The following is an 18,257-nucleotide window of genomic DNA, read 5'->3' on the forward strand; positions in this document are numbered from 1 at the left end:
AGGAGCTACGTGGCAAATTCCTAAAAGAATGACGCTGTCAGCGACGTTCTGGTCCCACACTGGCACTACTTGCCAGGCATTATTTCGTTCAGGATCAAACTGCGATAATGGCCCGGATTTGATCCGGACCATTTGCGAAAGGCTTTATAAAACGAACTGGTGTCTGCAAATCCCAACCGCGCGGCAATCTCGGCAAAGCTGATCTGCGGTTCGGCCAACCATACGATGGCCAACTCTTTACGCACGTTGTCCTTGAGGCCCAGGTAGGTCTGCCCTTCTTCAGCCAGACGGCGTCGCAGGGTCGAGGCGGACACGCACAGCGACGCCGCGAGGCCGTCGGTTTTCGGCCAGGTGTCGGGCGGCAGTTGGCGCAGGTCGTGTTTGATGCGCGTGGCCAGGCTTTGCGGGTCGCGGTATTTGACCAGAATGTTGGCTGGCGCATGCGCCAGAAACCGCTGCAGCTCCTGCGGGCTGCGCTTGATCGGCAGGTCCAGGCAATCGGCGGAGAAGATCATGCGCGTGCGCGGCCGGTCGAAGCGCAGGTTGTCGGAGAACATCACGCGGTAATCGTCACAGAAATCCGGCGCTGGGCAGCGCAGTTCGATGGCCAGAATCGGGATACGCCGCCCCGCCAGCCAACAGGCGACGCCGTGCACGATCATCCAATAGGTGAAATAGGTAAACGCGCGTTTAGGCGCGGGTTCGAGCAACACGATTTCGGCCAGGCTTTGTTGGCGCACCAGTTGAGCGGGCATCTGCTCCAGCATCAAGGACAGAAAACCCAGGCCGGTTTCCAGGCTCGCGCCCAGGTTCGGTTGCGCCATTGCGGCGCGACACAGGAACGCCAGGCTGCCGGACTTGAGCTTGCGCGGGTCCATGCCGAAGAACTCATCGTCGCTGCGCCGCGCGAGCAGACGCCACAGGCGCGCATAGGCCGTGGCGGGAACGCGGGCGAGCGGCTGCTCCAGCAGCGCCGGGTCGATGCCGACCTTGCTCAGGGCCTCAAGCGTAGCGGCGCCCGGCGCGCAGCTCTGCAACAAAGCCTCGCGCACAAGGTGGACAGAGATGGTGTCTTTTTCCGACATGGGCTGCGGGTCAATCCGATCACACTGAAGATGGCGAGCATCATAAGGGCGCTCGCGCTTTGCCACCACCGTTCAGCCAGGGTTCAGCAAACGTCAAGTTTTCCTGTTTAGTAATGAGTATCATTATGTTACAACTTAGCACCCTACCTAATTACCCTGTGGTGCCGAATGCTTGTCCCCTTTCTCATCATGCTGCGCGAGGGCATTGAGGCCGCGTTGATCGTTGGCATCATCGCCAGTTACCTGCAGCAAACCGGCCGTGGCCAGTGGATGCCGGCGGTGTGGATCGGGGTGTTTCTCGCCGCTGCGTTGGCCTTGCTGGTGGGCGGTGGATTGGAACTGGTGAGTGCCGAGTTTCCGCAAAAGCAGCAGGAATTGTTCGAAGGCATTGTCGGACTGGTGGCCGTGGGCATCCTCAGCTCGATGGTGTTCTGGATGCGCAAGGTGGCCCGCTCGATCAAGCACTCGCTGCACGCCTCCCTCGATCACGCCCTGACCGGTTCCCGACACCAGGTCACGGCCTTGATCCTGATGGTGTTTTTCGCCGTGGCCCGCGAAGGCCTGGAAACCGTGTTTTTCCTGCTCGCGGTGTTCCAGCAGAGCGAAGGCCCTGGCGCGCCGATCGGTGCGCTGCTCGGCCTGATCCTGGCGATCATCGTCGGTTTCCTGATCTACAGCGGCAGCATGCGCCTGAACCTCGGCGCGTTCTTCCGCTGGACCGGCCTGTTTATCCTGGTGGTGGCCGCCGGCATCCTCGCCAACTCGGTGCAGGCCCTGCACGAAGCCGGTGTGTGGAACCACCTGCAAACCGTGCTGTTCGATTTCAGCAGCGCGCTGCCAATGGACAGCCCGCTGGGCTCGGTGCTAGCCGGGATGTTCGGCTACCAGGAAGCGCCGACCGTGAGCACCCTTGGCGCCTATCTGATTTACCTGGTGGTGGCACTGGTGATGTTTTTCCTGCCCGCATCGCCTGCTGCGCCTGTCGCCCAATCCTCTTCCGCTTCCAGTCAGTAAGGACCGTCTCTTGTCCAGCCCAACGCCTCAACCCGCCCCGCCGTCCCGCGCCCTGCGCTGGGCCGTGGCAGGCTCGGTGGTCGTGATGATCGCCGCCGGTGGTTTGTTCTATTACGCCTCGCAATTGGCCGCGAGCAAACGCCAGGCCAACCACAATGAAATCACCGTGACCCTCCACGGCCATGCCTGCGAGCCCAATGCGCTCACCGTGCCGGCCGGCCGCGCGAGCTTTCGCATCGTCAACCGTTCGGACCGCGCCGTGGAGTGGGAAATCCTCGATGGCGTGCTGGTGGTCGAGGAGCGCGAGAACATTGCGCCGGGCCTGAGCCAGGTGATCAACGCCAACCTGCTGCCCGGCGACTACGCGATCACCTGCGGGCTGCTGAGCAACCCGCGCGGCACCTTGCGGGTAACGCCGACTGCGCAGTCCGACGCCCAGGCCAAGGCCAAACCTTCGATGGTGGCTTTTATCGGACCGCTGTCGGAATTTCGCGTGTACCTGAGCGGCCAGGGCAGCGCGCTGGTCAAGACGACAACGGCGCTGCAACAAGCCATCGACGCCGGCGACCTGGCCCAAGCCCAGGCGCTGTATGTGCCGGCGCGTGAGGCCTACCAGCGCCTGGCGCCGGCTGCTCAGCGCCTGGCCGAACTGGACAACGCGATCAACGCGCGCGCCGATTACTTTGAAAAACGCGAGCAAGACCCGGCCTTCAGTGGCTTCCACCGCCTGGAATACAGCCTGTTCCAGCAGCGCAGCCTCGATGGCCTGGCGCCGATTGCGCAGCGCCTAGTGGCCGACGTCACCACGCTCAAGCAGCAGTTGCTGGCCCAGTCCCTGCCGCCGGAGCAACTGGTGAGCATTGTGGTGCGCAACCTCAACAGCCTGGCCGATGTACGCGCGGCCAGCGGTGAAGAGGAACGCTACAGCCATCTCGACCTCAACGGGTTTGCCGCCAACCTCCAGGTCGCGCACAAAGTGGTGGAGCTGATGCGACCACTGCTGAGCAAGTCCGCCGCCGACCTGTTGCCCACTATCGACAGTGCCCTCGCCGCCTTCGACAGCGAACTCCAGGGATTCAAGGTGGATAACGGTTACGCCCGCTACGACAGCATCACCGTTGATCAGCGCAAGCAGATCGCCGACAAGGCCAAGGCACTGGCCGCCGCACTCGATGGAATCGACCCCGCCCTTGGCCTTTCCGGCCTGCAGTGAGACGAACGCATACATGAGTGATTCAGAGCAGTTTTCCGCACAACGCCGCCGTGTCCTGCTGGGCATGGCCGCCACCGGCGCTGCGATTGCCGGCAGCAGCCTGAGCTGCCCGGCGATGGCCGCCGCGGCCGAACAGGTCACCACCGCACCGCGCAGTGACAAGACCCAGGACCACCACGATTTTTTCGGCACGCACCAGAGCGGCATCGTTACCCCCCGCCCGGCCTGCGGCATGCTGGTGGCATTCGACGTATTGGCCAGCGACCGCGAAGACCTGGAGCGGCTGTTTCATACCCTCAACGAGCGCATCCGTTTTCTGATGACCGGCGGCACCGTGCCCCAGGTCGACCCGAAACTGCCGCCCACCGATTCCGGCATCCTTGGGCCGGTGGTCACGCCGGACAACCTGACCATCACCGTGTCGGTCGGCGAGTCGCTGTTTGATGAGCGCTTCGGCCTTGCAGCGGTCAAGCCCAAGCGGCTGAGCCGCATGGTCGGTTTCCCCAATGATGCGCTGGAGCCGGCGCAGTGCCACGGCGACCTGAGCCTGCAGTTCTGCTCCAACACGACCGACACCAATATCCATGCCCTGCGCGACATCGTGAAAAATCTGCCCGACCTGCTGCTGGTGCGCTGGAAACAGGAAGGCAGTGTGCCGCCCCAGGCACCGACCAAACCCGGCGAGCCGGCGCAGAGCGCGCGTAACTTCCTCGGCTTTCGCGATGGTTCGGCCAATCCGGATTCCAACAATGCCAAGACCATGGACCAGATCGTCTGGGTCCAGCCCGGCAGCGATGAACCGGCCTGGGCCGCCCATGGCAGCTACCAGGCGGTGCGCATCATTCGCAACTTCGTCGAACGCTGGGATCGCACGCCGTTGCAGGAACAGGAAAGCATCATCGGCCGCGTCAAACCCACCGGTGCACCCATGGGGGGCCACAGCGAATCCCAGGTGCCGGACTACAGCAAAGACCCGGAAGGCAAGCTGACCAAGCTCGATGCGCACATCCGCCTGGCCAACCCGCGCACGCCGCAGACCCAGGCCAACCTGATCCTGCGCCGGCCGTTCAACTACTCCAACGGTGTCAACAAGAACGGTCAGCTGGACATGGGGTTGCTGTTCATCTGCTACCAGGCCGACCTCGAGAAAGGCTTTATCAGCGTGCAGACCCGGCTCAATGGCGAGCCTCTGGAGGAGTACCTCAAGCCGGTGGGCGGCGGGTATTTCTTCACCTTGCCCGGCGTTACCGGGCCCAGGGACTTTATCGGGCGCACGCTGCTGGCGGCCACGCCCCCTCAAACCACTGCCAATACCTAAAAAACCGGAGCGTCCCATGAAGAAGTCGACTATTGCGTTGTCGTTGCTAATGACCCTCTCGCCGCTGAGCGCATTTGCCGCCACCGCGCCCCTGGACCTGGTCGGTCCGGTGTCGGACTATAAGATCTACGTCACCGAAGAAATCGCCGAGCTGGTCACCCAGACCCAGGCGTTCACCGCTGCGATCAACAAGGGCGACCTGGCCACGGCGAAAAAGCTCTACGCGCCGACCCGTGTGCACTACGAGTCCATCGAGCCGATTGCCGAACTGTTCAGCGACCTGGACGCGTCCATCGACTCACGTGTCGACGACCACGAAAAAGGTGTGACCGCCGAAGACTTCACCGGCTTTCACCGCATCGAATACGCGCTGTTCTCGCAGAACAGCACCCAGGGCCTGGAAGCGCTGACCGCCAAGCTCAACACCGATGTCAATGACCTGAAAACCCGCGTCGACGGCCTGACCTTCCCGCCGGAAAAAGTCGTCGGCGGCGCCGCCGCGCTGCTGGAAGAAGTCGCCGCGACCAAGATCTCCGGTGAGGAAGACCGCTACAGCCACACCGACCTCTACGACTTCCAGGGCAACATCGACGGCGCGAAGAAAATCGTTGACCTGTTCCGCGGCCAGATCGACAAACAGGACAAGGCGTTCCTGACCAAGGTCGACAAGAACTTCGCAACGGTGGACAAGATCCTCGCCAAATACAAAACCCCGGACGGTGGTTTCCAGACCTACGACAAGGTCAAGGAAAACGACCGCAAGGCCCTGGTGGGTCCGGTTAATACCCTGGCCGAAGACCTGTCGACCCTGCGGGGCAAGTTGGGTTTGAACTGATATGCCACGGAGTGTTCGGACCGCCTGTATGGGCGCCCGAACGCTTTTGGCGTGTTTGCCGGGCTACACATGGAAGTCAGATAACGGTGTTCCATCCGGCTTACCCGTTTGCGGGTTGAGCGCATACCAGACACCGTTGACCCTGGACGCTACGACGGCGACACCCTGACTGGTACCGGCCTGGCCTGATTGGCGAGGCGCTGGTGCCGAATCCAATCCACCGGCCAACCAATAAGCCCTCAATTTCTCTTCAATCGTGATCAGGTGGGGCGAGGCCTTGCCGAGCAACGATGCACTTGGCACCAGCCGCGATAGCTTGAACACGCCCTTGACGGCGGCTGCTGTCAACTGCGCGTAACCATCCGCCGGATTCATGACCCCGTTTGCCAATAATGCCGACTCCTTGATGAAGTTGAACGCCCTGTCGCTGAAGCTTGCAACCGGCTTTGTCCAGGCCTTACGCGGTGTCAGGGGCGAAACCGCACTTCCCAACCGGCGAAATGCGCTACCCAACGGGTTGGGCGTAAGCGCCTTGGCCGTACGCAACAACGACCGCACCTGGCCTCCGGCTCCAATAAGGACCCCGCCCACGTCCAATGTCAGGGCGAACAACCCACTGCCGATATTGCCGTCCGAAAACTCCTGATAAGCACCGAGAAAGGGGACGAGGCCCTTCAAAATAGCCTTGTCCCGGGCGAGCGCTTCGCGTTTTTTTTCCAGCGGCAAGGTACCTTCGGCCCTGAGCAGCATCTGCTCATCGCTTTCATACAAATTCTTGTCGGCAATCAGCGTCGCGATGCTGTGGGTCTTCGGCGATGCATACGTGTCAATCATGTCCGAGCTGGGTGCACCACCGGCCGATTTAACGCCGCCAATGGGCTCGCCAATGCGTTCAACGATAACCTTGGACGACACGTTCGGCCTGGGCGTAGCACCTTTCAAGTAAGCGTCCAGGTCCAGGTTAAGTTTGAATCCGCCCGTAAAGGCCTTTACGTAGATACCATTCAAACCTAACGGATTGGGTTTACCTTTAAGCACATCACCCTCTCTCAGTTGTTGAGGAAGGTCAGTGCGTTTGATGATTTCCCCATTGACAAACACCTCGAAATAACACACCTGCTTGCCCAGTTCGACCCTCATCAATGTACCTTGCCGACCTCTCGCGGCTTGCACATCGGCGTCGGTCTGCGTGGCGGGCGGCAGCCCGGTCTCGCCGCGCACGGTAAACACAGTGACGACGCTCTGCGGGTGGTCAAGCAGTTGACGGTCGGCCAGGGGGAGTTTGGCAAACATGAGTTTGAGCTGAGTGGCGTAGGCAGTCTTGAGGGTCGCGCTGTGCGCATCGACGGCTTGTTCAAGCAGCGGCTTCAACGCGGGAAGTCTACGAATTCGTTCATCGAGTTCTGCGCGCTTCTCGGCAGGCGCCTCAACGGCGAGGTTCGTCTGAAACGGAGTCGATCGATGCCTTGACAGCCTTTCAGGCATGTCATCCCTAAGTATCCATTTGCCTGGCATCAAGTCGCCGGTCATGTAGGTTTCGATGAGCGAACGTGCGCGAGGCTCGGAAATGGGCGTATTGCGTCGAGCATCGGAGTCGGCAAGCAGTACTTTCATCGTTTCCAGCTCGTTGCGCGTGATGCCCGGAAATACCTTGAGCAGTTCCCTGATGGCAATGGCCTTGCGCGCCGGTAGCTCTGCCACGGCGTTCAATGCGTCGTTGACCTCCCGGCGTTGTTTGAAAAAGGCTGCGGTGGCAGTTTTGAGCGCCGATTCGGGATGCTCTCCCGCCACAGCAGCAGGGATGACCCCATTGAGCACTGCCCAGTCGAGCAGGATCCTCATGGCCGGCAGCTGAATCAGGGTAGCCTGCTCTTCGCTGGTGGCGGCCAGCGTGGTCAGATCGCTGATCTGCTGTTCGTTCATCATGCGGCTGGTGCCTGGGCCCTTCAGTTCTGCCATGGCAGCACCCAGCCGCAGCTCCATCCAGCCAGGCGTGCCAATTCTGATTTCCTTGGGCACGTCCCTGATCAGCAATTCGGGCGCCACCTGCGCAAGGCCGACCTGTGCCACCAGTACCGCAAGTTTCGGGTCAAGGCCCCGCTCAAGCTGCAGATGTTTCTCAAGGTCGCGCCTTACTGCGTTGAAGGTGCGCCCCATGTTGCTCGGTTGGTAGAGTGCATAGCCCGCGATATAGCCGGGCCGGGGCGGTACGTTCACTCCTGCGTGCAAGGTGAGCGCAGCGAGCGCCAACTGTTGCCGCACGGCTTTGGGCACTGGTGACGCTTGCCATTTCAACATGTGGGCAAACGCGTCACCGTCGTTGAGAACCTCGCGGCTGTTCAGAAATTTTTCCAGGCACTCCGCCGGGTTCTGTTGCAGCAGTTCCAGCGATGTCTCTTCAAGGTAGTCGAAAACCCGCGGACTCTGCCCACCCAGACGCCTGTCGGCCTCGGCCTTGAGGCTGGCTTTATCGCCTGCCGTCAATCTGCCAGGAGACCACGGTTCTTCCAAAAGGCCGGAGTAATTCCCCAACGGCGGCGCCGGCGGCAACGCACTGCGCAACCATCGCACCACATTGCGCGTCTCGCCAACCGTGCGCGGTGAGCCCAGGCCCTTATAGTCCAGGAGTTGGCGGACGTCGTATGACGGCACCGAATAAAGCGCATGTCCCCGGGCATGGCTCAGATCCATCAACTGGTGCAGCTCCAGTTCCAGCCCGCGATCCGCACTGATGACGCTTGTAAGATCCAGCCAACCCCCGTCCGGGAGCTGATGCTCGAATTTGCCTTCGGACAGCCGAAATGGCTGCCCCTCCCAGAAGAAGCCGGCTTTTTCCAGATGAGTGCGCAGCGCGGGCGATTCAGTCAATCGCTGAAGACTTGCCCGAACCCTATGATCACCCGCGACCAACGATGAGCTGGCGGATGGCTGCACCGCATGTTCGGACCAGTCCCAAGGCGCATCGTCAGGCGCATTGCCGATCTTGCGCTCCAGGTAATCGCCCAGGTAGGCGCGCTCATCCAGGTCACCGATCGTTTGCCGCACGTGCTCCAGACGGCTGCCGAGGCTCTGGTACTGTCTAGCGGGCATCACCAGCGCGCCGGTTTGCAGCTGCGCCATCACCGGGTTTCGGCCTTCGTAAGCGTCAAGCTGCGGCAATCCATACGCCTGCACGACGACCCCGACAGGCAGCCACGACTCCCCCTCTTTCAGGTAATACAGGCCCTCGTCCGCCGGGTCCAGCACCTCTGTGATCAAGCGCAGTTTCTCGCTGACCTGCCACCAGCCGGAATTGTCAGCGGTGCTGAAGGTCACGGCCGTGCGCACGCCGTCAAGGTTGGCATAGCCGCTGATGCTGTCCCGGTGAAACTCCAGCCCGTCCGTTTCCAACCCTTTGCTTTTGATCCACGCCTGCAGGTCGGGCTGGGCCAAGACCTGGCGGTAAATGTCCAGAGCAGGCGCCAGGGACGTATCGTCAGGGATCTTTACAAGTGCATAACCGGTTTGCATCGAGCTGAGCAGGTACTTGCCAAAACCCGCGTCCGCCCATGCACGATTCGGGTTCTCCGGCCTTGTAGACGGCAGGGTCCAGCGCGGTGGGGCTGGAGGAAGATTTTCGCTCAGTCCGCTGATGGCCGCGTAAACCTGCGCCAGTGTGCGGGGGGATCCCAGCCCGGAAAAAACCAGGTACTGACGCGCATCGTATAGAGGCTGCGAGTACACAGTATTGCCGATCGACTTGCACATTTCCTGCAACTGACCGAAGCGCTTGTCCAGGGTCTCTATAGCCTGTCTTTCTTGCGGACTGCCACCGACGCCGACCTTACTGATCTCGTCCTGCAGAAAACTGCCCAGGGGAAACCATTGGCTACGCCGGTCAAGTATTTGCAGATCGCCATCGACTATCCTGTAGACCTGGTCCACGCCGCCGAAGCCAACTTTTTCAATGAATGTCTTGAACGCGGGCAGCGCAAGCCATGCTGCAAAGTGCTCACGCGGTGCCTGGCTTTTTTGCGCCAGCGTGGACTCGGGCCGAACCACTGCCAGTCTGTCGCCAAGGCTGAGGGTATCGGTGTCAACGGCATCTTTAACCAACTGCAAGAGTTGAGTCGCGAGGCTTGATCGAGCATCAATATCGCTGATTTTCTGTAGCAGCTGCGCGTACTGCTGACGCCACAGACTGCGTTTATCGTCGGTTATCGCCGGCCAGCCAGCGGTCTTGAGCAGTTCACCAAGGGACGCTTTTTGCTGATCGCTGTGGGGCGGTTCCACACCGTAGAAATTGAAGACGGTATCCAAATCCACGAAGCGACCTTTCTGCGGCAGCAGTACCCCGGCGGAGTTGGGGGACAATTTGTCCGCTGCCTCAGTCAACCTGGCGCCGACCTCGTTCCATCCTGACCCGTCAGTGGCGGTGAATCTGCATTTGACCTGCTTGCCTTTGATCAACACAGTGCCTTCCACACCATCGCTGAACACGCGCACCGATGAGACATCCATGCCCATGGATTTTAACCAGGCCTGCACCTTTGGCTCCCGTGCGGCCTTGTTGAAGACATCAATGAAGGGCTGGATAGAGGCATTTCGAGGGAAGAGGTGGTCTTTGGACTTGCCGGTAATCAGCCACTCAATCAAGGATTGTTGTAACGTTTCATCAGCCTTTTGCGTAAACCCTGGGGTTCCGAATTCTTCCAAAGCCGCAGGGCCAGTATTTGCAGCGCGACTCTCGCGCTTGTGGCGAGCGGCGACAGGCTCAAACCGCGCCTGTCTCAGTTGCCCATCCTGTCCCCGTGGTGCGCCCGGAACCTCAGTCACCGTGCGACCGTCCCCAGGGCTTGATCCTGCCTGAGAATGGTCAGGTTCGTTTTCAGCTCGGCTGACTGTAGATACGAATGAAGATGGGGCAGAACCCACTGATGCAAGTGTCGACATTTCAAGTACTCTTCACGGTTGAACGCAAGAGTTCTCGTCCTTAAGAACCGTCAACAAAAAGCCTATGAGATAACCCATAGGCCGCATGTAGGAGAGTTCTCAATACACCCGATAAAGAAGTGTCACCCTGTGGGGTTGCCCGCTACAGGATGCGATAAAGCAACCGCTCGATCCGCACCCGGCTGACCCGGCGCAGGAACTTGCCGACCGCCGCCGGGTAATCCACCAGCGTCTGCAGATGCTGATAGCCATCGATACGCGTGGTATGGCGGAAAATCTGCGCCAGCTCCTGCGCGCGCGGCGCCAGCCATTGGCCTTGCGGGTCGTCGATCAGCAGGGCATTTTCCAGGTCGAGGCGAAATGCCCGTGGGTTGAGGTTATTACCGGTGAGCAAGGTGTAGCGCTCGTCCACCCACATGCCCTTGAGGTGGTAGCTATTGTCGCCGTGGTGCCACAGGTGCAGGTTCAACTGGCCGCTGTCGATCATCGGCTGATGGCGCTTGGCGAAACGGCGCAGGCTGATTTCATACAGGTACGGCAGCGCCGCAATCACTTTGAACGGCTCGCTGGGCGGGATGTAGAAGTCGTTGGCGGTCTTGTCGCCGACAATGATGTCGATCTTCACCCCACGCGCCAGGGCCCGGTTGATTTCGCGGGTCACCGGCAGCGGCAGGTTGAAGTACGGCGTGCAGATGGTCAGTTGCTGCTGGGCGCTGGCGATCAACTCGAGAATCACCCGGCTCAGGGGGTTGTTCTTGCCCACCCCCAATAGCGGGCAGACCGACAGGTGACCGTTGGGCAGCTGCCCGGCCGTGGTGTCATACGCGGCGTGCTTGAGACGACTGCGCAGGTCGCCGATGTCGTTGCGCAGGCTGCGGGTGGTCGGCGGGTTCGGCAGGTCCAGGCGGTGCACGGCCCTGGAGGCGATCAGGCCGTGTTCCACCAGCTGCTGCATGGAGTCGGCCAGCGGCTGACTGTGGATCAGGTGATAACGGTCGAAGCGGTACTTGTCGAACTTGTGCAGGTACACGTTGTTCAGGCTGGCGCCACTGTAGAGCACGCTGTCATCGATCACGAAACCCTTGAGGTGCAGCACGCCGAACAGCTCGCGGGTCTGCACGGGCACGCCGTACACCGGCACTTCACTGGCATGCGACTGGGTCATCGCCTGATACCAGGCGCTGTTGCCCGGCTGCTTGCCGGCGCCGATCAGGCCGCGCTGGGCACGCAGCGAGTCGACCACCACCACGATCTCAAGCTCGGGCCGCGCAGCCTTGGCGGCGTGCAGCGCGTCGTAGATCTCCTGCCCGGCCTCGTCCTGCTGCAAGTACAGCGCGACGATGTAGATGCGTCGGGTGGCCTGGGGGATTTTTTCCAGCAGGCAGTGCCGAAAGGCCGCGGCGCCGGACAGCACCTCGATCGCTTCGGTGGACAGTGGAAAACCGCGCAGTTTGGGCAACAGGGAGCGTTTGAAGAACGACGGCATAAGGCTCGCAATGGGTCGAATCCGAAGAGGCCCCGAGCTTACACCATGAGACTGCCGAGGTCTCGAAAGCCGCGCTATCATCGTTGCCGTCAAACACCCGATAATCCGTCGCCGCAACCAGGGGCGACGTTCGATCCCGAGGAGTCGCCAATGTCATCCACGTCTGAAGCCCGCCCGCCGCTGCCGCCGTTTACCCGTGAGTCGGCCGTCGAAAAAGTCCGCCTGGCCGAAGACGGCTGGAACTCGCGCGACCCGCAGCGGGTATCCCTGGCCTACACCCTGGACACACAGTGGCGCAACCGCACCGAATTCGCCTGCAACCGTGAGGACGCCAGGCAGTTCCTTGCGCGTAAATGGGCCAAGGAACTCGACTACCGACTGATCAAGGAACTGTGGGCGTTCACCGATAACCGCATCGCCGTGCGTTATGCCTACGAGTGGCACGACGATTCGGGCAACTGGTTCCGCTCCTACGGGAATGAGAACTGGGAATTCGATGACAACGGCCTGATGGCTAATCGGTTCGCCTGCATCAACGACCTGCCGATCAAGGAAAGCGAGCGCAAGTTCCATTGGCCGCTGGGCCGGCGTCCGGATGATCATCCGGGGCTGTCCGAGCTGGGGCTCTAGCGCTCTGTAAAGCGTGGAAGGGGCTGCACCCTTCCACCGTTGGATGTCATCGAATCCGTCAGTCCTCGTTCAAACCGACGCGATACAACACGCCATTGGCTTCATCGGTGAGCACATACAGGTAGCCGTCAGGCCCCTGGCGCACATCGCGGATGCGCGCTTTCAATTCCCCGAGCAGGCGCTCCTCATGCACCACCTTGTCGCCGTCGAACTGCAGGCGGATCAGCTCCTGGGTGGCCAGCGCGCCAATGAACACGTTGTGCTGCCACGGCTTGAAACGGTCGGCGTCGTAGAAGGCAATGCCGCTGATGCCTGGGGATTTTTCCCAGACATGGTGCGGCGCCACCGTACCCTCCACCGTCTTGCCCTTGGCCTCGGGGATCGGCGTCAGCGAATAATCGATACCGTGGGTTGCCAGCGGCCAGCCGTAGTTCTTGCCGCGCTCGATAATGTTGATTTCATCGCCGCCACGCGGACCGTGTTCGTTTTCCCAGATCGTGCCACTCCAGGGATTCAGTGCCAGGCCCTGCGGGTTGCGCTGGCCATAGGACCAGATCTCGGGACGCACGCCCGGCTGGCCGACGAACGGGTTATCGTCGGGTACCCGCCCGTCGGGGAAGATGCGCACCACCTTGCCCTGCAACTTGTCGAGGTCCTGGGCGGTGGGCCGGTCGTTGTTCTCGCCAAGGGTGACGAACAGATAACCGTCGCGGTCGAATGCCAGCCGCGAGCCGAAGTGATTGCCGGTGGACAGCTTGGGCTCCTGACGCAGGATCACCTTGAAGTCTTTCAACCCGCTCAAGTCGTCCGCCAGGCGCCCGCGCCCTACCGCAGTGCCGGCCGTTCCACCCTTGCCGCCGCCTTCGGCATAAGACAGGTACACCATGCGGTCCTGCTTGAAGTCCGGCGAGAGCACCACATCAAGCAAACCGCCCTGCCCCTTGGCCCAGACCTCGGGCACGCCGCTCAGCGGCGCCGAAAGCTTGCCCTCGGGGCTGACAAACCGCAGATGGCCGGGACGCTCGGTCACCAGGAAACCTTGCTTGTCCGGCAAGAAGGCCACTGCCCACGGGTGATCGAGGCCCTTGGCGACGGGCGTGACGGTGACACTGCCCTGCTCGCTGGGAAACTGTTGCTGATCGGCGGCGTGTACCGCCGCGACGGGAAGAAAGGTGGTTGCGCACAGCGCAGCGAGCAGCGTTTTGCGTAAAGACATAAGACACGGTTCCTTAGCGACGATTGCCGTTGGCGTCATAGGTGGGGGCTTTGGTTTCGGTCGAAGGCCGGCTGGGCGCGGCCTCGCGCTGGGGGTAGCGGTTGCCGATGCCACGGTTTTCCAGGGTCGGCGCAGGCGTGGTGGGGCCGGTCTGATTGCCACGGATGGCCGGCGCGTTGGGCTGAGTGCCCTGCATGCTGTTGGGGTTGGCCCGGTGGATCGGCCCCTGATTGGCGTTGCTGTTGCCAGGCAGGTTCTGCGCCTGGGCCATGGAAACACACGTAAGGCCCAACGCGAGCGCTGCAAGGTGACGCACACAAGTGTTCATGACAAAGCCTCTCTGAGCGAGTGGTACCTGCTTTCGATAACACGCTACGCCCCGGGTTCGTATTTCGACACTAAATACTTCCTCATCAGGTGTAACACGATCTGTCCGCACATCCGCGTGGCGAAACTTTTACCGGACCCAGCGAGTCACCAGAAGACCGTCAATTCACAAGGAGCCGCACCCATGCCAAGGTCAATCTGGAAAGGCGCCATCAGTTTCGGCCTGGTCCACATCCCGGTGTCGCTGGTCTCGGCGACCTCTTCCCAAGGCGTCGACTTCGACTGGCTGGACAAGCGCAGCATGGACCCGGTGGGCTACAAGCGCATCAACAAGACCACCGGCAAGGAAGTCACCAAGGAAAATATCGTCAAGGGTGTGGCCTACGAGAAGGGCCGCTATGTGGTATTGAGCGAAGAGGAAATCCGCTCGGCCCACCCCAAATCCACCCAGACCATCGAGATCATCGCGTTTGTCGCCAGCGACCAGATCCCTCTGCAGAATATCGACACCCCCTACTTCCTCGCGCCCGACAAACGCGGCGGCAAGGTCTACGCATTGCTGCGTGAAACCCTGAAGAAAACCGGCAAGGTCGCCCTGGCCAATGTGGTGTTGCACACCAAGCAGCACCTGGCGGCGTTGATGGCGCTCGATTCTGCGCTGGTGCTGGTGATGCTGCGCTGGCCTGCCGAGGTGCGCAGCCTGGACGAGCTGGAACTGGGCAGCGACGTGATCAAGCCCACCCTGGCCAAGGGCGAACTGGACATGGCCAAGCGCTTGGTGGAAGACATGAGCGCGGACTGGAAGCCGGAGGAATACCGCGACAGCTTTCAGGAGAAGATCATGGCGCTGGTGGAGAAGAAGGCCAAGGCGGGCAAGATCGAAGATGTGGAGAGCGCTGAAGGCGTTGAAGAGCGCAAGTCCGCCGATGTGATCGACCTGACCGAGCTGCTCAAGCGCAGCCTGGCGGGCAAGCCTGCGGCAAAAAAACCAGCGGTGAAAAAATCCGCTAAGAACGCTTCCTGAGTCACTGTCCGTGGTCGTTCAGTTAAACCAACGCAATGCTCAAAGCGATGCAGATCAAATGTGGGAGCGGCGTTTAAGCCCGCTCGCCAAGGCGCCGAAGCCTGGCGCCACTTCAGATCAACAGGAAAACAGCCGCCAGCGCGGCGAATATCGCCCATTTTTCCAGGTAGTAGCGCGTACGGTTACGCTTTTTCAGCTCTTTACCGCGCAAGCGGATCTTGTACAAGCGCGTAAACGCGCGGTTCAGCGCGCCGGTCTTGTCGCCGGCATCATTGGGCGAACCCGCCGCCGCCATCACATTGCGACTGAACCAGCGATTGAATGCCGCCGCCCAGCGGTACTTCATCGGCCGCTCGATATCGCAGAACAGGATGATGCGGTTGTGCTGGGTGGTGTTTTGCGCGTAGTGAATGTAGGTCTCGTCGAACATTACCGGCTCGCCATCGCGCCAGTAATAACTCTCGCCATCCACATTGATGTAGCAGCCCGGGTCGTTGGGCGTATCCAGGCCCAAATGGTAGCGATAAGAGCCGGCGTAAGGGTCGCGATGGCGCACCAGCCTGGAGCCGGGCGGCAGCTCGGCAAACATCGCCGCCTTGATCGAACCGATACTCTGTACCAGTTCGGTGGTGCGCGGGCACAGCTTCATTGCCGACGGATGGCTGTCGCCGTACCACTTCAGGTAGAAGCGCTTCCAGCCGGACTTGAAGAATGAGTTGAAACCCACATCGTTGTACTGGTCCGACCGTTTGATCTCACCCGCACGCATCAGGTTCTGGCCTTCCTGGCGGATTTCCTGCCAGTGTTCCTGCAAAGGGCTCAAGTCCGGAAAGTCACTGGGCGACAGATATGGCCGGCTCGGCAGCCTGGAAAACAGATAGAGAAAGCAGTTGATCGGCGCCAGGAACGTGGAGTGGTCGCTCAATTGGCGGCCCAACTTGTGCCGCACCCGACCGCGCAGGTGGACATACGCAATGGAGACGACGTAGAGAACAACAATGATGAGTTTCAAGAGATTTCGTCACAAGTCAGTAGAGAACAGGCTGCTCCTGCGCGCCCACGACGGCCGAGGATTGGATAGCAGCACCTGATTTCACAATTCACAGACAGGCGATAATCGGCGGTTTGATGGCAAACCGCTTTACGGCCATTGGCCGTTATTTAGCCACACTTTGTAACCAAAGGTTAACCAAGAATTGTGAAAAACTGTCGACGAAGTGTGCGTCGAAGAAGTGAGGCAAAGCAAAGCAAAAGCAGTGTGATATCCATCAGACAAATGGAGATCCACATGTGGGAGGGGGCTTGCTCCCGATGAGGGTGGATCAGCTACACATAAGCTGACTGACACTCAGCCATCGGGAGCAAGCCCCCTCCCACAGTTTGTACAGCGTTCGGCAGACCATTTCGGTCGGCTCTCAGGCCGCCACGCTTTTGCTTTTGATCTGGAAGCGCCCCGTCAAACACGCTGGCCGAACGCAGGCGAGGTGCCGAGTGTTGGCGCAAGAGCCCTTTTGGTTACTTTTGGCTGGGCCGGCATTCCGGGCTCTTTTCCAAAAGTGACCCGCCGTAAGGGCGGAACCCTAAGTCGCCGTTACCGCACAAACCGATATGTACACCGAAAAGTCGCACCGCTCATTGGTTCGAGCATCACACTGGCTTAACTGAACGGCATTAGGGCCTGCCCCGCGGCAAGCCCTGCGTGTCACACCAACGGATCGTCGTCCTTGCGTTCACGACGGGCAAAGCGTCCATCCTCAAGCGACGAATAAGGCGCAGGTTGATTGCGCGAGCTGATCAGGTGACGGATCAGTGCAATCAGCATCCCGAGGACCAGACCTGCGATCAGGCTCACCGCCAGGATGATGGCTTTTTTCGGTTTGATCGGCGCCAGAGGCTCCTGGGCGCGGCGGTCAACCGTGACCAGCTTCAGGTTGCTCATGTCGATGTTCAAATTGCGCAAACGAGCGACCTCGGCACGCAATGGCTCTACGTCCTGCAGGAAAATGTCTTCGTTGCCACGCTTGCGCAGCACTTCGACCTCACGATTGGTCTCCAGCAGTTGCAATTCCTTGCCAATCTGGGCGATCCGAGGATTGGTAAAGTCGTCACTGGTACGTTGCTGCAATGCCGTGCGCTCAGCCTCAAGGGCCTCGGTGCCGAGGAAGTACAGCGGAATCTGCTGGTTATTGACCTCGGTACGCATCACCTGGCTCGAACCGCTCCGCGTGGCGTCAGCCATGGAAGACGGTGTGGTCGGCGTCTTGATGCCCATGGACTTGGCAATCGAGATCGCCTCCGCCAGTTCGGCGAGGCGGTTGGTACGCTCCATTTTCATCTGCAGGCGCAGGGCGCTCAATTCATCCTGCAACCGCGCGCGCTTGAGGCGGTCATCCTCAAGGAGTTTGGCAATCTTCGATTCTTTCTCGGTCTCATAATTGGCACGCGCCGCGTCGATCTTGCCCTTCAGCTCGTTCAAGCGGTTGTTGACGATCACCTTGAGGTCGGCGCCCACCTGCTCACGCTCGGAGGCGATGGCATAGTCGACGAAGCCGTTGAGAATCGACACGCCGTCCACGTCCGAGGGGTATTGCAATTCGAGGCGGATGTAGCTGCTCAAAGAGTCGGATTTCTTGGGGTCCGGAAGGATCAGGTTGACCGAGTTACGGTTGAAGTCCTCGAAACTTTGCTCAAGGCTTTGCCCCGGCTTTTGAAAGGCGGTGAACAACTGCTCATGGGACCGAAAAAATCCAAGCCGCGCTTCATAGGAGTCCAGCTGTGCGCCGACTTTGGCCAGCGCATCCGCCGGCGGTAGTTTGTAAACCTCGGAGCGGTTCAGCGCGTCCAGCTCATTGATCGCGGCCGGGCGCAGTACACTGCTGACTTCGTAGGTTTTAGGCGCCAGAAACGCATAGCCTGCCCCGAGCACGCCCGTCAGCAGCGCACAGCCCAATACCAGTTTTTTCTGTCGCCAAACAGCATGCAGCAATTCAAACAGGTCAATTTCATCCGACGCAGGATAATTACTGGACTGGGAAGTTCGATTCAAAATGTATGCACCTTAAAACCAATATCAAAGAGCTATCACGAAGACCTCGAATACCCAGCAGGGACAACGCCCTGACACCGATAACAAGGCTCGCCAATTCAGGTCTGACCACCGGGTCTAGAAGAAAAATC

At 60.4% G+C, this 18,257-nt stretch carries 13 protein-coding genes; 6 read left to right on the forward strand and 7 right to left on the reverse strand.

What is annotated here, in order from left to right:
- Positions 1–65: 65 nt before the first annotated feature.
- Positions 66–1,085, reverse strand: a complete 1,020-nt coding sequence (locus tag JOE32_RS06410) for an AraC family transcriptional regulator (protein ID WP_209982452.1) — start codon at positions 1,083–1,085, stop codon at positions 66–68.
- Positions 1,086–1,253: 168 nt separating this feature from the next.
- Between JOE32_RS06410 and efeU the strand changes: the two genes are divergently transcribed.
- From efeU to efeO (JOE32_RS06430), 4 genes are read left to right on the forward strand one after another with little or no spacing between them, the layout of a single operon-like run.
- On the forward strand, positions 1,254–2,099 hold the full coding sequence (efeU, locus tag JOE32_RS06415) for an iron uptake transporter permease EfeU (RefSeq protein WP_209982454.1): 846 nt from the start codon (positions 1,254–1,256) through the stop codon (positions 2,097–2,099).
- Between the two features lie 10 nt (positions 2,100–2,109).
- Positions 2,110–3,312, forward strand: a complete 1,203-nt coding sequence (gene efeO, locus JOE32_RS06420) for an iron uptake system protein EfeO (protein WP_209982456.1) — start codon at positions 2,110–2,112, stop codon at positions 3,310–3,312.
- Positions 3,313–3,325: 13 nt separating this feature from the next.
- Entirely contained in the window at positions 3,326–4,630 is a 1,305-nt protein-coding gene (efeB, locus tag JOE32_RS06425; protein WP_209982458.1) for an iron uptake transporter deferrochelatase/peroxidase subunit, read from the forward strand.
- 16 nt (positions 4,631–4,646) lie between these two features.
- Positions 4,647–5,465 (forward strand): iron uptake system protein EfeO, encoded by an 819-nt coding sequence (gene efeO / locus JOE32_RS06430; protein WP_209982460.1) that lies wholly within the window; start codon positions 4,647–4,649, stop codon positions 5,463–5,465.
- Positions 5,466–5,528: 63 nt separating this feature from the next.
- Here efeO (JOE32_RS06430) and JOE32_RS06435 read toward each other — a convergent pair whose 3' ends face one another.
- Positions 5,529–10,160 carry a hypothetical protein gene (locus tag JOE32_RS06435; protein WP_209982461.1) on the reverse strand — a complete coding sequence of 1,544 codons (4,632 nt, stop codon included), beginning with the start codon at positions 10,158–10,160 and terminating at the stop codon, positions 5,529–5,531.
- 379 nt (positions 10,161–10,539) lie between these two features.
- The gene (pssA, locus tag JOE32_RS06440) at positions 10,540–11,883 is read right to left on the reverse strand and encodes a CDP-diacylglycerol--serine O-phosphatidyltransferase (protein WP_209982462.1); all 1,344 of its coding nucleotides are present in this window, start codon (positions 11,881–11,883) and stop codon (positions 10,540–10,542) included.
- 150 nt (positions 11,884–12,033) lie between these two features.
- On the opposite strand from pssA, the gene JOE32_RS06445 reads away from it, so the two are divergent.
- Positions 12,034–12,513 (forward strand): nuclear transport factor 2 family protein, encoded by a 480-nt coding sequence (locus JOE32_RS06445; RefSeq protein ID WP_209982464.1) that lies wholly within the window; start codon positions 12,034–12,036, stop codon positions 12,511–12,513.
- A gap of 58 nt (positions 12,514–12,571) precedes the next feature.
- On the opposite strand, the gene JOE32_RS06450 is transcribed toward JOE32_RS06445, so the two are convergent.
- On the reverse strand, positions 12,572–13,729 hold the full coding sequence (locus JOE32_RS06450; protein ID WP_209982466.1) for a PQQ-dependent sugar dehydrogenase: 1,158 nt from the start codon (positions 13,727–13,729) through the stop codon (positions 12,572–12,574).
- Positions 13,730–13,742: 13 nt separating this feature from the next.
- Complete coding sequence (locus JOE32_RS06455) at positions 13,743–14,057, reverse strand: hypothetical protein (RefSeq protein WP_209982468.1); 315 nt, start codon at positions 14,055–14,057, stop codon at positions 13,743–13,745.
- A gap of 183 nt (positions 14,058–14,240) precedes the next feature.
- Here JOE32_RS06455 and JOE32_RS06460 point away from each other — a divergent pair, with 183 nt between their 5' ends.
- Positions 14,241–15,080: a Ku protein gene (locus JOE32_RS06460; RefSeq protein WP_209982471.1), complete on the forward strand. Its 840-nt coding sequence runs from the start codon at positions 14,241–14,243 to the stop codon at positions 15,078–15,080.
- A 112-nt stretch (positions 15,081–15,192) separates the two neighbouring features.
- Here the strand turns inward: JOE32_RS06460 and lpxO are convergent, their stop codons facing one another.
- The gene (gene lpxO, locus JOE32_RS06465) at positions 15,193–16,092 is read right to left on the reverse strand and encodes a lipid A hydroxylase LpxO (protein ID WP_209982473.1); all 900 of its coding nucleotides are present in this window, start codon (positions 16,090–16,092) and stop codon (positions 15,193–15,195) included.
- Between the two features lie 690 nt (positions 16,093–16,782).
- A complete protein-coding gene (locus tag JOE32_RS06470) occupies positions 16,783–18,126 on the reverse strand; it encodes a Wzz/FepE/Etk N-terminal domain-containing protein (RefSeq protein WP_209982475.1) in 1,344 nt (447 codons plus the stop codon).
- Positions 18,127–18,257: the final 131 nt, after the last annotated feature.

Source organism: Pseudomonas sp. PvP025 (assembly GCF_017832155.1).
In the GTDB taxonomy this organism is placed as follows: Bacteria; Pseudomonadota; Gammaproteobacteria; order Pseudomonadales; family Pseudomonadaceae; genus Aquipseudomonas.